Origin of the sequence: Streptosporangium pseudovulgare, assembly GCF_014648055.1 — a bacterium.
Taxonomy (GTDB): Bacteria; Actinomycetota; Actinomycetes; order Streptosporangiales; family Streptosporangiaceae; genus Streptosporangium; species Streptosporangium pseudovulgare.
Map to the genome: position 1 here is coordinate 1 of NZ_BMQJ01000021.1, position 13,513 is coordinate 13,513.

The 13,513-nt window shown below is 74.4% G+C and carries 12 protein-coding genes; 3 read left to right on the forward strand and 9 right to left on the reverse strand.

What is annotated here, in order from left to right:
- A partial coding sequence (locus tag IEZ10_RS31740; RefSeq protein WP_189250208.1) for a M23 family metallopeptidase occupies positions 1-788 on the reverse strand: 788 nt, incomplete at its 3' end.
- Between the two features lie 209 nt (positions 789-997).
- Here IEZ10_RS31740 and IEZ10_RS31745 point away from each other — a divergent pair.
- Entirely contained in the window at positions 998-3,994 is a 2,997-nt protein-coding gene (locus IEZ10_RS31745; RefSeq protein WP_189250209.1) for an AfsR/SARP family transcriptional regulator, read from the forward strand.
- A gap of 114 nt (positions 3,995-4,108) precedes the next feature.
- Here the strand turns inward: IEZ10_RS31745 and IEZ10_RS31750 are convergent, their stop codons facing one another.
- Positions 4,109-5,317 (reverse strand): MFS transporter, encoded by a 1,209-nt coding sequence (locus tag IEZ10_RS31750; RefSeq protein WP_189250210.1) that lies wholly within the window; start codon positions 5,315-5,317, stop codon positions 4,109-4,111.
- 128 nt (positions 5,318-5,445) lie between these two features.
- Between IEZ10_RS31750 and IEZ10_RS31755 the strand changes: the two genes are divergently transcribed.
- Positions 5,446-5,931, forward strand: a complete 486-nt coding sequence (locus tag IEZ10_RS31755) for a MarR family winged helix-turn-helix transcriptional regulator (protein ID WP_189250211.1) — start codon at positions 5,446-5,448, stop codon at positions 5,929-5,931.
- A 96-nt stretch (positions 5,932-6,027) separates the two neighbouring features.
- Here the strand turns inward: IEZ10_RS31755 and IEZ10_RS31760 are convergent, their stop codons facing one another.
- The 6 genes from IEZ10_RS31760 to IEZ10_RS31785 all read right to left on the reverse strand — a co-directional run bounded on the left by IEZ10_RS31760 (position 6,028) and on the right by IEZ10_RS31785 (position 12,346).
- Positions 6,028-7,020: a M24 family metallopeptidase gene (locus IEZ10_RS31760; protein ID WP_189250212.1), complete on the reverse strand. Its 993-nt coding sequence runs from the start codon at positions 7,018-7,020 to the stop codon at positions 6,028-6,030.
- Positions 7,017-7,931 carry an ABC transporter ATP-binding protein gene (locus IEZ10_RS31765; protein ID WP_189250213.1) on the reverse strand — a complete coding sequence of 305 codons (915 nt, stop codon included), beginning with the start codon at positions 7,929-7,931 and terminating at the stop codon, positions 7,017-7,019. Before IEZ10_RS31765 ends, IEZ10_RS31760 begins: the two co-directional genes overlap by 4 nt.
- Positions 7,928-8,698: an ABC transporter ATP-binding protein gene (locus tag IEZ10_RS31770; protein ID WP_189250214.1), complete on the reverse strand. Its 771-nt coding sequence runs from the start codon at positions 8,696-8,698 to the stop codon at positions 7,928-7,930. The genes IEZ10_RS31765 and IEZ10_RS31770 overlap by 4 nt, the downstream gene beginning before the upstream one ends.
- A complete protein-coding gene (locus tag IEZ10_RS31775; RefSeq protein ID WP_189250215.1) occupies positions 8,695-9,534 on the reverse strand; it encodes an ABC transporter permease in 840 nt (279 codons plus the stop codon). The genes IEZ10_RS31770 and IEZ10_RS31775 overlap by 4 nt, the downstream gene beginning before the upstream one ends.
- Before the next feature lie 91 nt (positions 9,535-9,625).
- Positions 9,626-10,723 (reverse strand): ABC transporter permease, encoded by a 1,098-nt coding sequence (locus IEZ10_RS31780; protein ID WP_229811852.1) that lies wholly within the window; start codon positions 10,721-10,723, stop codon positions 9,626-9,628.
- A gap of 9 nt (positions 10,724-10,732) precedes the next feature.
- Entirely contained in the window at positions 10,733-12,346 is a 1,614-nt protein-coding gene (locus IEZ10_RS31785; protein WP_189250216.1) for an ABC transporter substrate-binding protein, read from the reverse strand.
- A gap of 119 nt (positions 12,347-12,465) precedes the next feature.
- Between IEZ10_RS31785 and IEZ10_RS31790 the strand changes: the two genes are divergently transcribed.
- On the forward strand, positions 12,466-13,137 hold the full coding sequence (locus IEZ10_RS31790; protein WP_189250217.1) for an Lrp/AsnC family transcriptional regulator: 672 nt from the start codon (positions 12,466-12,468) through the stop codon (positions 13,135-13,137).
- Between the two features lie 4 nt (positions 13,138-13,141).
- Here the strand turns inward: IEZ10_RS31790 and IEZ10_RS31795 are convergent, their stop codons facing one another.
- On the reverse strand, positions 13,142-13,495 hold the full coding sequence (locus tag IEZ10_RS31795; protein ID WP_229811853.1) for an avidin-fold protein: 354 nt from the start codon (positions 13,493-13,495) through the stop codon (positions 13,142-13,144).
- Positions 13,496-13,513 lie beyond the last annotated feature (18 nt).

Genomic DNA, 13,513 nt, shown 5'->3' on the forward strand with positions numbered 1-13,513 from the left:
TTGGAGGAGTTGTAGAGCAGGTAGACCGTGCCGGCGGTGCCGAGGGCGGCGCTGTCGATCACGCTGTAGCCGCTGCCGCAGACCTCCTGCGCGGTGTACGGGTTGGTGCCGCTGGAGCCGCAGCCGTTCTTGGACGTCAGCGTCTGGGCCGGGTAGCCGAACGTGGTGCCGTTGAAGACGGCCTTCTGGATGTTGGACGGGTAGCTGGTGCCGAGACGCACCTCGTAGTGCAGGTGGGGCGAGATGTTGTTGCCCGGCTTGCTGGTGTTGCCGACCGTGCCGATCTTCTGGCCCTGGCTGACGGTGGCGCCCGCGCTGACCGACCGGGTGTCCAGGTGCGCGTAGTAGCTGCTCCAGCCGCCGCCGTGGTCGATCTTGACCAGGTTGCCGTAGCCGTTGGTCGAACCCTGGTGGGCGGAGATCACCACGGTGCCCGCCGCGGCGGCGACGACGGTGTCGCCCTTGTCCGCGTCGGCGGTGCCGCCCCGGTTGAAGTCGATCTCCCACGACTGGTGGGCGCTGCTCGCGCTGGAGTTGCCGGTCCAGGACTGCCCGCAGGGGAAGGGCATCTGGAAGCTCGGTGTCGCCAGCGTCGTCGGCGGCAGCTCGACGGACGGGTCGTTCGGCGGGTCGGCTCCCTCGAGTTCCGGATCGTAGTCCGTGACGGCCGCGGTGGCCGTGACGGCCGTGAGTCCCGTCGCGGCGACGGCGCCCGGCGCGGCCGCGGTCGCGCCCGCGAGCCCGACCAGCAGGGCGAATCCCGTGGTGAGCACTCCTGTGAGTCTCATATCGATCCTTTCCGCGAGATGCGGGGGGTGAAGAGCCTTGACCGGCGCCATGCACTGTCTGTTGGATCTTCCGGAAGGCTCCCGCTGCGGACCAGCGTCGGCCTGCGGCGCATATGAAACATCCAGAATCCCTATAAAGCCCTGTCAGCCCCGGGTGATGCGGCCCGGTGAAATGGTTGCGACGCCTCCCGTGAGAGGTAGGTGCGGTCATGGTGGTTGATCGGCCCGCGTTCAGGGTGCTCGGCCCGCTGGAGGTCGGCCCCCCGGGGCGGCCCCTGCGCGTCGCGGGCACGAAGTCCCGGATCCTGCTGGCGTCGCTGCTGCTCGACGCCAACCGGGTGGTCGCCGCGGACCACCTGGCCGAGATCCTGTGGCCGCTGAGCCGGCCGAGGTCGGCCCTGGCCAACCTCCGCACCTACGTCAGCTCCCTGCGCGCGGTCCTCGGCGCGACGGGCGGCGCCCGCATCCTGGCCCGGCCGTCCGGCTACCTGTTCGAGGTGCCCGCCGGGCAGCTCGACGCCCTCCTCTTCGAGGACCTCGTGGCCGGGGCGCGGGCGGCGGCCCGGGCCGGGGGAGACGCGGGGACCCGCGGGGACGCGGCGTCGGGGACGGAGGGCGGGCCGGAGGCGGCGGGCCGGGCGGAGGACGCGGCCGGGCTGCTTGACCGGGCGCTCGCGCTGTGGCGCGGCGCCCCGCTGGCCGACCTGTCCGGCAGCCCCCTGTGGGACGCCCGGCTGGAGTCGCTGGCCGGGCTGCGGCTCTCCGCCGCCGAGGAGCTGGCCGCCCTGCGGATGGAGCGCGGGCGGCACGCCGAGGCGGTCGCCGGGCTGCGCGGGCTGCTGAGGGAACACCCCTTCCGGGAGGACCTCTGGGGGCGGCTGATGCTCGCCCTGGACGCCGCCGGGCGGCAGGCCGAGGCCCTGGACGCCTACGCCGCGGCCCGGCGGCAGCTCGTCACCGAACTGGGCGTCGAGCCGGGCGCCGGGCTGCGCCGGGTGCACGCGGACATCCTGGCCGGGCGGCCCGCGGCGGAGGCCGCACCATCCCCGCCGGCCCCGCCGGCCCCGCCGGTCACCGTCCCGCGCCAGCTCCCCCCGGACATCCCGGACTTCACCGGCCGGACCGGGACCGTCTCGGCCCTCACCCGGGCGCTGTCCCGCGAGAGGAGGCCGCCGGACGGGCCGCCGGCCGTCGCGGTAGTGGCCGGTCCGCCGGGAGTCGGCAAGACGGCGCTGGCCGTCCACTGCGCGCACGCCGTACGCCGCGCCTACCCCGGAGGGCAGCTCTACCTCGACCTCGGCGGCACCACGCCCGCCCCCGCCGACCCCGGCGAGCTGCTGGCCGAGGCGCTGCGCGCGCTGGGGACCGGCGGAGCCGGCCTGCCGCCCACCACCCGCGAGCGCTCCGCGCTGTACCGGTCGCTGCTGGCCGGACGGCCGGCGCTCGTGGTGCTCGACGACGCCGCCGACGCCGCGCAGGTACGGCCCCTGCTGCCGGGCAGCGGCTGCGCGGTCGTCGTGACGAGCCGCCGGCGCATCACCGAGCTGCCCGGGGCGCTGCAGATCGACCTCGACGTCCTCACCCCCGCGGAGGCCGAGGAGCTGCTGGGCAGGATCGCGGGCGCCGACCGGGTGCGCCGGGAGCGGGAGGCCGCCGCGGAGATCCTGCGGGCCTGCGACCACCTTCCGCTCGCCGTCAGGATCGCCGGGGCCCGGCTGGCCGCGCGGCCCGGCTGGCCGCTGGCCGTGCTGCGGCGGCGGCTCGCGGACGAGGCGAACCGCCTGGGCGAGCTGCGGGCCGGGGACCTGGAGGTGCGTGGCAGCTTCGACCGCAGCTACCGGACGCTGCCCGGCGACGCCGCCCGGGCCTTCGGGGCGCTCGGCCTCCTCGGGACGAGGCCGCTGCCCGGCTGGGTGGTCGGGGCCGTGCTCGGCCGGGACCGGGCCGACGACGTCACCGACGCCCTCGTCGACGCCAACCTGCTGCGGCTCGCCGGGACCGACGCGCTCGGCCGGCCCCGCTACCTGCTGCCCGGCCTCGCCCGGTGCAGCGCCCGGGAGCTGGCCGGCGGCCCCGGCGGCGCCGGTGGTGCGGACGCCCTCGCCCGGGTGCTCGACGGGTGGACCGCCCTCGCCGGGAGCGCCATGACACGGCTGCCGACCACCCTGTTCAGCCTGGCCCCGGCGGACGAGCCCCGCTGGCGGCCGGACGGCGAGACCGCCGCGAGCCTGCCGGCCGACCCGCTGCCGTGGTTCGACGCCGAGCGGGAGACCCTGGCGGAGGCCGTACGGCTGGCCGCCGACGCCGGGCTCGCCGGTGCCGCCTGGGGGCTCGCCGCCGCCCTGGTGCCCTACTTCGACCTGCGGTGCCACTTCGACGAGTGGCGGAGCACGCACCGGGCCGCGCTGGAGGCGGCCCGCCGGGCCGGCGACCGCGGCGGGGAGGCCGCCATGCTCCGCGGCCTGGCCCAGGTCGGCCTCTACCAGGACCGCTACGCCGAGGCGGGGGAGATGTTCGCGCGGTCCCGGGTGATCTTCCACGAGCTGGGCGACGCGCGCGGGGAGGCGGTCTCGATCTGCGGGCTGGGGGCGGTGAACCACTTCCGCGGCCGCCACGTCGAGGCGCTCGGCCACTTCCGGATGGCTCTCGCGATCTTCGCCGCCCTGGAGGACCGTGGCGGCGAGGCCTACGTCCGGCAGGCCGTCGGCCGGGTCTGCCTGGTCCTGCGCGACCTGGGCCGGGCCTCGGCCTGGCTGGGCGGGGCGCTGCGGCTGGCCAGGGAGATCGGCGACCCGCACCGGGAGGCGTGCGTGTCGATGCAGCTCGGGCGGCTGCACGACCTGGCGGCCGACGCCGAGGAGGCGATGCGCTTCCAGGGGTACGCCCTGGACATCTTCGAGGAGCTCGGCGACCGGCACTGCGGCGCCTACGCCCTGCAGAACCTGGGCGGCCTGCAGGTGACCCGCGGTGACCGGTCGCACGCCTCGGCGCAGCTCCAGCGGTCCCTGGAGATCTTCCAGCAGCTCGGCGACCGCAGCGGGGAGGCCGCCGCGGTCCAGCGGCTCGGGGAGCTACACCGGTCGGCCGGCCGTACCGGGCTGGCCCGCGACTACCTGCACCACGCCCGCGCGCTCCGGCGGGAGCTGCGGGGCGGGGCGGGCGGTGGGGTCCGGTCCGCGGCCTGCGCGCCGCCCCCGGGCCGGTGACCGGCCCGGGGTGTCCTTTCCGGGCCGGTCACCGGCGGTCCCGGCGGAGGCCGGCGGGGGAGTGCGGGGGAGTACAGCGGGTGCGCGCGGGCGGCTCAGGCGGTGCGGGCGCGCTCAGCGGCGCGCCGGGGCCGGGATCGGGACCGGGTCCGAGGCGGCGGCGGCCGGGCGGGCGGCCCGGCGCTCCAGCGCGCCGGAGAGCACGGCCAGGCCGAGGGCCGAACCGGTGAGCAGCGCGCCGACCCAGTTGGGCGCCGTGACGCCGAGGCCGGCCGACAGGACGAGCCCGCCGAGCAGGGCCGCCAGCGCGTTGCCGAGGTTGAAGGCGCCGATGTTGACCGCCGAGGCCAGCGTCGGCGCGCCCGCCGTCTGGTCCAGGATCCGCTTCTGCAGCGGCGGGACGGTCGCGAAGCCGAGGGCCCCGATCAGTGTGAGGGTGACGGCGGCGGCCACCTTGTCGTGGGCGGTGACGGTGAACAGCGCCAGCACCAGCGCCAGCCCGCCCAGCGACAGGTACAGCAGCGGCATCAGGGCGCGGTCGGCGTAGCGGCCGCCGACGAGGTTGCCCGCGACCATGCCGATCCCGAACAGCACCAGCAGCCAGCTCACGTCGCCCTCGCCGTACCCGGCCGCCTGCGTCATCATCGGCACGATGTAGGTGATCGCGGCGAAGACGCCGCTGAAGCCGAGGACCGTCATGCCCATCGCCAGCAGGACCTGGGCGTTGCGGAACGCGGCGAACTCGCCGCGGATCCGCCCGCCGCCGGGCTCCGGGCGCGGGCCGGCGGGCACGAGCGCCGCCACCCCGGCCAGGCCGAGGACGCCGAGGGCGGCGACCGCGGCGAAGGTGACCCGCCAGCCGGCGTGCTGGCCGAGCGCCGTGCCGAGCGGGACGCCCACCACATTGGCGACGGTCAGGCCGGTGAACATCAGGGCGATGGCGCCCGCCCGCCTCCCCGGGGGGACGAGCCCGGCGGCGACGACCGAGCCGATCCCGAAGAAGGCACCGTGGGCGAGCGAGGCGACCACCCGCCCGGCGAGCATCACGCCGAAGCCGGGGGCGGCCGCCGAGAGCAGGTTGCCGGCGATGAACAGCCCCATCAGGGCCATCAGCATCCGCTTGCGGGAGAAGCGGGTGCCGATGACGGTCATCAGCGGCGCGCCTGCGACCACGCCCAGCGCGTATCCGGTGGCGAGGTTTCCGGCGGTGGGGACGGACACGTCGAAGGTCGCGGCGACCTGGGGCAGCAGCCCCATGATCACGAACTCGGTGGTGCCGATCCCGAAGGCGCCGATGGCCAGCGCCAGGAGTGCGAGTGGCATGGCAGAGCCCCCGAAGGTTGCGTTTGGGATTTACAAGCGGAGACAATAATTGCACACGCTGGTAAATGCAAGCGCGATATGTTGCGCATGAGGGATACCCTGGGGATGGCACACCGAGGAGGGGTCCCATGTCACCGTCGCCGTCCACCGGCCCGATCGCCGGTCCTCCCCAGCGCCCGGCCGACGGGCCGGCCCGGGGCTGGTCCGTCCTGTCCGTGCTGCACGGCCGCGTCGAGGCGCACCTGGAGCGCGCCCTGCAGGCGGCGCACGAGCTGAGCGCGCGGGAGCTGTCCGTGCTGGACCTGCTCAGCGGCCAGCATCCGGGCGAGGGCGGGCACCTGCAGATGCACCAGCTCGCCGAGGCGGTCGTGCTCAGCCAGAGCGCCACCACCCGCCTGGTCGCCCGGCTGGAGGAACGGGGCCTGCTCACCCGCTACATCTGCGCGACGGACCGGCGCGGCATCTACACCGACGTCACCGAGGCCGGCTTCGCCCTCCTTCCGAAGGCCCGGCGGACCAGGGACGCCGCGCTGCGCGAGGCCCTCGACGACGCGGAGCGGCGGCCCGGTCTGGCGCCGCTGGTCGCGGCCGTCCGCTCCCTCGGCGACGCCTGACGGGGACCGCGCGGACCTCGCCTCCGGGGCGTCCGGGCCGGGGCGTTCGGACCCCGGCGTACGGCGGAGCCGCCGGCCGTCAGCCCCGGCGCCCCTTCAGCGGTCGACGACGCACAGTTCCCAGGGGAGCGAGCTGAGCCGCCGGCCGCCCTCCGGGGCGCAGACGACGACGTCGGCCACCCGCGCGCCGAACAGCTCCGGCAGGTAGATCGCCGGTTCCAGGCAGACCGTCGTGCCGGGTTCGAACACCGTCCCGTCGCCGGGGACCAGCCACGGGCCCTCCTCGTGGCTGCGGCCCACACCGCGCCCCGGCCGCCGCCCGGCGTACTCGCCGTAGCCGCTGCCGTCGATCACCTCACGGGCGGCCCGGCCGACCTCCGCGGCCGTCACGCCGGGCCGTACCGCGTCCAGGGCGGCCCGCTGCGCGGCCAGGACGACCGAGTACATCGCCTCGAAGTCCTCCGGCGGCTCGGCCACCGCGAACATGCGGGCCACCTCCGCGCAGTGGCCGTCCCATCTGCCGCACACCGACACCAGCAGCGCGTCACCGGGATTGATCACGCGGTCGCACGCCGCGTGCCGGGGCAGCGCGGTGTGCTCGCCCGCGGCGACGAGCACCGACAGCGTCTCCTCGCACCCGGCCTCGGCCAGCGCGGCCCGCAGCCGCCGCGCCATCGCGCGTTCGGTGGCGCCGAACCACACCAGCCCGCGGGCCGCGAGCAGCACCGCGTCCGCCGCCGCGGCGGCCCGCCCGGTCGCCGCGACCTCCGCCGGCTCCCGGCGGAGCCGCAGCGGGGCGAGCACGGACGACGCCAGCACCAGTTCGGCGTCCACCGGCAGCGAGAACAGCTCCCGGGCCCGCATCTCGGGGTCCACCCCGACGCGGCGGGCGGCGCCCGGGACGAGCGCCGCCGCCTCCCGCGGGCCGGCCGCGGCGGTGGGCGGTCCCTCGCCGGTCAGGACGAGATACCCGTCGTACCCGTCGTCCAGGCCGTCCAGGCCGCTCAGGTAGCGGAAGTCCGGGGAGGGGCGCAGCACCAGGGCGTCGACCCCCTCCTCGGCCATCCTGCGGCGCACCTCATCGATCATCGGGGTTCGTGCAGCCAGCAGGCGACCGGGCCGAACGCCGGTTCGCGTTCCCGGCAGACGTCCATCGCCACCGGGCAGCGCGGGTGGAACCGGCAGCCGGACGGCGGGTCGGCCGGGTCCGGCACGTCCCCGGCCAGCTCCGCCGGCAGCACCCCCGCGCCGTCGGGCGCCGGGATCGCGCCCAGCAGCGCCCGGGTGTAGGGGTGGCGGGGGTCGCGCCAGACCTCCGCGGTCCGGCCCACCTCCACGATCTTCCCGAGGTACATCACCGCGATCCGGTCGGCGATCAGCCGCACCACCGACAGGTCGTGGCTGATGAACAGCAGCCCCGCGCCCGCGGAGACCGCGAGGTCCCGCATGAGCGTGGCCACCTGGGCCTGGGCGGAGGCGTCGAGCGCCGAGATGGGCTCGTCGCCGATCAGCAGCGACGGCCGGGCGGCGAGCGCCCGGGCGATCGCGATCCGCTGCCGCTGCCCGCCGGAGAACTCGTGCGGGTGGCGGCCGGCGACGTCACCGGGCAGCCCCACCCGCTCCAGCATCTCGGTGGGCGTGGTCGTGGTGTCGCCCGCCGCGCGCAGTCCGTCGGCGATCTGCGCGCCCACCCGCCGCCGCGGGTTCAGCGAGGAGTAGGGGTCCTGGAAGACCATCTGGATCCCGGCCAGCGACCGGTCCCTGCGGCGCAGGCCCAGCGGGGTCACCGTACGGTCGCCGAAGGAGATCGTCCCCTCGGTCACCGGGGCCAGCCCGCACACCGCGCGGGCCAGCGTCGACTTGCCGCATCCCGACTCCCCGACGAGGCCGACGACCTCGCCCGCCTCGACGGTCAGGCCGGCCCCGGCCACGGCGCGCACCACGGGGCGGCCGGGGGTGCGGTGCTCGACGACGAGGTCGTTCACGCTCAGCAGCGTCATGAGGTCTCCCCGGGTAGCGAGTCCAGCAGGGCGCGGGTGTAGGGGTGGGCCGGGTCGCGCAGCACCTGTGCGCGCGGGCCGGTCTCCACGACCACGCCGTCCCGCATCACGCTCACCTCGTCGGCGACCGCGGACATCACGCCGAGGTCGTGGGTGACGAGCAGCACGGCCAGGTCCAGGTCGTCGCACAGGCCGCGCAGCAGCCGCAGGATCCCGGCCTGGACGGTCACGTCGAGCGCGGTCGTCGGCTCGTCGGCGATGAGCACCTTCGGCGAGCAGGCCAGCGCGACCGCGATCGCGATGCGCTGGCGCATGCCCCCGGAGAACTGGTGCGGGTAGCGGCCGAGGGCCTCCTCCGCGCCCGGGATGCGCACCTGGCGCAGCAGGTCGGCGGCCCTGGCCCGCGCCTGCCGCCGGTCCAGGCGCATGTGGTGGCGCATGTGCTCGGTGAGCTGGCGGCCGATCGTGAGCATCGGGTGCAGGCTGGTCGCCGGGTCCTGGAAGACCATGGCGACCTCGCCGCCGCGTACCGCGTTGAGCTGCCGGGGGGTCATGGCGAGCAGGTCGCGCTCTCCCAGGGTGATCCGGCCGCTCACCCGCGCCCCGTGCGGGAGCAGGCCGAGGACGGCCAGTCCCGTCATCGTCTTGCCCGAGCCGCTCTCGCCGGCCAGCCCGTGCACCTGGCCGGCGCGCAGTTCGAGGTCGACGCCACGCAGGATCTCCCTGCCGCCGAGGGTGACCTTCAGATCGGAGATCGCGAGAGTCACAGCGCACGCTCCTTGATGGCCCGGGCGGTCCGCGGATCGAGGGCGTCGCGCAGCGTGTCGCCCAGGAAGTTGAAGGCGAGCACCACGGTCAGGATGGCGAGACCGGGGAAGGCCGCCACCCACCAGCTGTCGAAGACCTCCACGCCGGAGGCGACCATGGCGCCCCACTCGGGGGACGGCGGCTTCGCGCCGAGCCCGAGAAAGGACAGGCCGGACAGCAGGAGCAGCGCGGTGCCGATGTCCAGGGTCGCCAGCACCAGGATCGGCCCGGTGACGTTCGGCAGCACGTCCACGCGCAGGGAGCGCCAGGCGGAGAATCCCAGCAGCCGCCCGCTCAGCACGAACTCGCGTTGCCGCACGCCCAGCACCAGGCCGCGGGTGACGCGGGCGTAGGCGGGCCAGGCGACGACGAGGACGGCCAGTACGGCGTTGGCGAGGCTCGCGCCGAGCGCGGCGGCGACGACCATGGCCAGGATGACGGTGGGGAAGGCGAAGACGAGGTCGGCGAACCGCATGATCGTCTCATCTACCCATTTACCGAAATATCCGGAAATGGCGCCTAGAAGACCGCCCACCAGCACCGACATCGCGACCAGCAGCAGCGTCAGGGGGATCGACAGACGCGCGCCGTACATGACCCTGCTGAGGATGTCGCGGCCGAGCTGGTCGGTGCCGAACCAGTGGCCGGGGCCCGGTGGCGCCAGCCGCGGCAGCTCCTGGGCGAGCGGGTCGTGCGGGGCCAGCAGCGGGGCGGAGAGCGCGATCACGAACCAGGCGAGCGCGATGACCCCACCGGTGATCGCCAGCGGCTGCCGCCACGCGCGGGGGAGCTTCACCGCGGCCTCCGCGGGGCGTCCCGGCCGGCGAGGACACCGTCGGGGGCACCGTCGGGGACGGCGCCGGGGAGGGCGTCGGGGAGGGAAGGGGTCACGACAGTCTCACTCGGGGGTCGATGACGCCGTACAGGACGTCGACGATCAGGTTGATGACGAGGTAGACCCCGCCCACGACCAGGCCGACGCCCATGACGGCGGGCAGGTCCAGGGTGGTCGCGCTCTTGTAGGCGTACTGCCCCACACCCGGCCAGGCGAAGATCGCCTCGACCAGGACGGTGCCGGACAGCAGGCTGCCGAAGGCCAGGCCCGCGACGGTGATGACCGGCACCAGTGCCGGGCGCAGCACGTAGCGGAACAGGATCACCCGCGGCGGCAGCCCCTTGGCCCGCCCGGCGCGCACGTGGTCCTGGCCCAGCACCTCCAGCACCGCCGACCGGGTGAACCGGGTCAGCAGGCCGATCGTGTACAGGGCGAGCACCAGCGCCGGGGTGACCAGGTGGCCCACGGCCGAGGAGAACACGTCCCACTGGCCCGCGAGGGCGGCGTCGAGGGTGTAGAGGCCGGTGACGTGCGGCGGCGGGGTCAGGCCCGGGTCGATGCGGCCGCTGCCCGGAGCGATCCGCAGCCGGTAGAAGAGGACGTAGAACGCCGTCAGCGCCAGCCAGAACGTGGGCACGGAGATGCCGAACAGGCTGAGAACGCGCAGCAGGTGGTCGGAGAACCGGTCGCGGCGCAGCGCCGCGACGACGCCGAACGCCACGCCCACGACGATGGAGATCAGAATCGCGGCGCCGGCCAGCTCCAGCGTGGCCGGCACCGAGTCGGCCAGGTCGTCCAGGACCGGGCGGTGGCTCTGCTGGCTCGTCCCGAGGTCGCCCTGGACGACTCCCCGCAGGTGCAGCAGGTACTGCTCGGGGAGCGGCTTGTCCAGCCCGTGCTCGGTCCGCCACTGGGCGACGATCGCCGGGTCGCCCAGGGCGCGCTGGCCGAGGTTGGCCGCGACGGGGTCGCCGGGGACCAGGTTGGTCAGCACAAAGGTGACCAGCGTGATGCCCACCGCCAGCAGCAGCGCGGTGAGCACCCTGCGGACCAGGAAGCGGGCCAGCGGGCTCCGGGCGCCGCGGCGGCCCGGCTCCCGCCGGGCCGCCTTCGGGTCGTCACCCGGCGCCGGTGGGCGCTTGATCGACACTGACGGTCCTTACTTGACGCCGAGGCCGGCGACGTCGACGGTCCACACCGGGTTGAACTTCAGGCCGGTGACGGAGGAGGCCGTCACGATGTTCTGGCCGGGCTGGATGAGCGGGATGAACGGGCCGGAGGCGTTCAGCTTCGTCTGGATGTCGGTGTACGCCTGCTTGCGCGCGTCCTCGCCGGTCTCGGCGGCGGCCTTGTCGCCCGCCGCCTCCAGCTCCTTGTCGGCGCCGGCCTTCCACCCGGCCCGCAGGCCCACCAGCTTGCCGGGCAGGAACGACAGGTAGTCGCTGGGGTCGGGGTAGTCGGGGCCCCAGTACCACAGGCCCAGCTCCTCCTTGCCGTTGCGGTAGTTGTCCAGGGCGGTGGTGACCGGCGCGGGGACCAGGTCCACCGTGATGCCGACCTCCTTGAGGTTGGCCTGGATCCGCTCGGCGAGGGGCTGGAAGGACAGGCCGTTGACGGTCAGCTCGCTGGGGTACTCCAGCTTGACCGTCGGGTTCACCAGGCCGCTCTCCTTCAGGGCGGCCTTGGCGCCCTCGACGTCGCGCCCGGCGGCCGCCTCCGGCGGGAGCGCGCCGAGCAGCATCGACGGGATGACGCCGGGCGCCTGCACCGAGCCCTCGCCGGCCAGCTCCAGCAGGCCCGCGTAGTCGACGCCCTTGCGGACGGCCTCGGCGAACTTGGGATCGGAGGTGACCTTGCTGACCGAGGGGTCCCGGTTGGCCAGCAGGAAGATGACGTTGGCCGACGCCGTCCTCGTGACCTGCAGGTCACCGGTGATCCCGGCGACCTGGTCGCCGGAGAGGTTCAGCGCGACCTGGCTGTCGCCGCGGGAGATGTTGAGCTTCTGGGTCGCCGCCTCGACGTTGCGGATCACGACCTTGTCGTAGGCCGGCTTGGCCTGACCCCAGTACTTCGCGTTGGCCCGCAGCACCACCTGGCTGCTGACGTTGAACGACTCGATGGTGTAGGGCCCGGAGCCCGCCGACGCGGAGTTGAGGTACTGCTCGGCCTTGTCGTTCGGGTCGGCGGTGGCGCCGTGCTCCTTGGCGACCTTGGAGTTGAGGATGCCCAGCGCGGGGTTGGGCAGGATGTACGGCAGCGCCGCGTTGGCCTTCGCCGAGGTCAGGGTGATCGTCGTGTCGTCGGTCTTGGCGACCTCGACGCCGTCGAGCAGGAAGGACGGCGTGCCCTTCATGTCGCGCACCCGGTTCAGGGAGAAGACGACGTCGTCGGCGGTCACCGGGGACCCGTCGGCGAACGTGGCGTCCTTGCGGAGCTTCAGGGTGAGCGTCTTACCGTCCTTGGACAGCTCGAACGACTCCGCGAGGGCCGGCACCGGCTTGGTGACGTCGGAGCCCTCGAAGGTGAGCAGGGTCTCGTAGGCCGCCTTGCCGACGATCAGGCCGGTGGGCTCGTAGGTGCGCCCGGGGTCGGCCGTCTTCAGGTCGAAGGAGGTGTCGATCACCAGCGTCTTGGAACCGGCGCCTCCGCCGCCTCCGGACGCGGGGGCCGAAGACGAGCCGCCGCCTGAGCAGGCGGCGAGGGCGAGGGCGCCGGTGAGCAGCACCGGCAGCAGGGCCGCCTTCGCCCCCGGGCGCCGAGAACGGGTCGCCATTTTGTGTCCTCCGAAATTGGTCCATATGGACGTTTGGTCGCCGATCGTCCTGTATTGTCCGGCAGAAAGTCCAGCACGGGGCGGAAAGCCGAGACGAATCTCGGTCGAGAGGTATGGTCATGACCGAAACATCAAGCAATCCGGCTCACGGAGGCACCCAGCCTGGACGGATCGGCATCGGCCTCGAACTCGACACCACGCACCTGAAGATCCTCGAAGTGCTGCGGGAGAACGGCAGGATCTCCGTCGCGGCCCTCGCCGAGCGCGTCGGCATCTCACGGGCGAACGCCTACACCCGGTTCGAGGCGCTGCGCGCCGACGGCGCGATCAGGCGGTTCACCGCCGAGATCGACCACGTCCGCGCGGGGCTGGGCATCACCGCGCTGATCTTCGTGACCGTCCGGCAGCAGATGTGGCGCCAGTTCCGCGCCGAGCTCGCGGCGATGCCCGAGGTGGAGTACTGCGCGATCACCACCGGCCAGCACGACGCCATGATCCAGGTGCGGATGGCCGACGTCGCCGCCGTGCACGCCATGGTGACCGAACGGCTGGCGGGCATCCCGGCGGTCAAGGCGACCGAGACGGTCTTCATCCTGGACGAGGTGATCAGGCGGCCCTACGTGCTGCCGGGGGACCGGGCGGGCGGGCGGGCCGCCCGCCGTACGGCCCCGGAACCCACCGGGCCCGCGGGCTCCGGGAGCACCGCGGGCCCGGGAGGCGAGGTTCCGCTGGGCAAGATGCGCTTCGTGGGCGCGGCCGAGGGCCGCGGCCGGCTCCAGCGCGACGGCTGACCGGTCAGACGACCTCGTCGCACACGCTCACGTGCACCGTGTCGTCCCCGGTGAACGTGAACTCCTCCACCAGGCGGAGGCGGCCTCCGTCGCGGGGCTCGATGCGGCTGCCGCTGCGCCCGCCGGCGCGTTCCCCGTTCTTGAGCAGGTGGACGTAGGAGATTTCGATCCGGTCGCCGTCCCGGGTGCCGATGAACCGCCCGTGGACCACCGTGTCACCGGTGTAGTCGCCCCAGATGACCCCACCGGACTCCCGGTAGGAGAACTCGGTGGGCCCGGCCGGGTCCACCTCGCTGGCCGTCGAGCTGACCATGACGAACCTGCGGCCGTCGAGATTGAGGAGATCGCTGTCGTTCACGTCTCAGCATCGTGCCGC

What these genes read in the sequence shown, in the direction of transcription:
- IEZ10_RS31745 (WP_189250209.1), top strand. Translation starts at nt 998, where the DNA reads ATGGTGGTTGATCGGCCCGCGTTCAGGGTGCTCGGCCCGCTGGAGGTC.
- IEZ10_RS31750 (WP_189250210.1), bottom strand. Translation starts at nt 5,317, where the DNA reads ATGCCACTCGCACTCCTGGCGCTGGCCATCGGCGCCTTCGGGATCGGC.
- IEZ10_RS31755 (WP_189250211.1), top strand. Translation starts at nt 5,446, where the DNA reads ATGTCACCGTCGCCGTCCACCGGCCCGATCGCCGGTCCTCCCCAGCGC.
- IEZ10_RS31760 (WP_189250212.1), bottom strand. Translation starts at nt 7,020, where the DNA reads ATGATCGATGAGGTGCGCCGCAGGATGGCCGAGGAGGGGGTCGACGCC.
- IEZ10_RS31765 (WP_189250213.1), bottom strand. Translation starts at nt 7,931, where the DNA reads ATGACGCTGCTGAGCGTGAACGACCTCGTCGTCGAGCACCGCACCCCC.
- IEZ10_RS31785 (WP_189250216.1), bottom strand. Translation starts at nt 12,346, where the DNA reads ATGGCGACCCGTTCTCGGCGCCCGGGGGCGAAGGCGGCCCTGCTGCCG.
- IEZ10_RS31790 (WP_189250217.1), top strand. Translation starts at nt 12,466, where the DNA reads ATGACCGAAACATCAAGCAATCCGGCTCACGGAGGCACCCAGCCTGGA.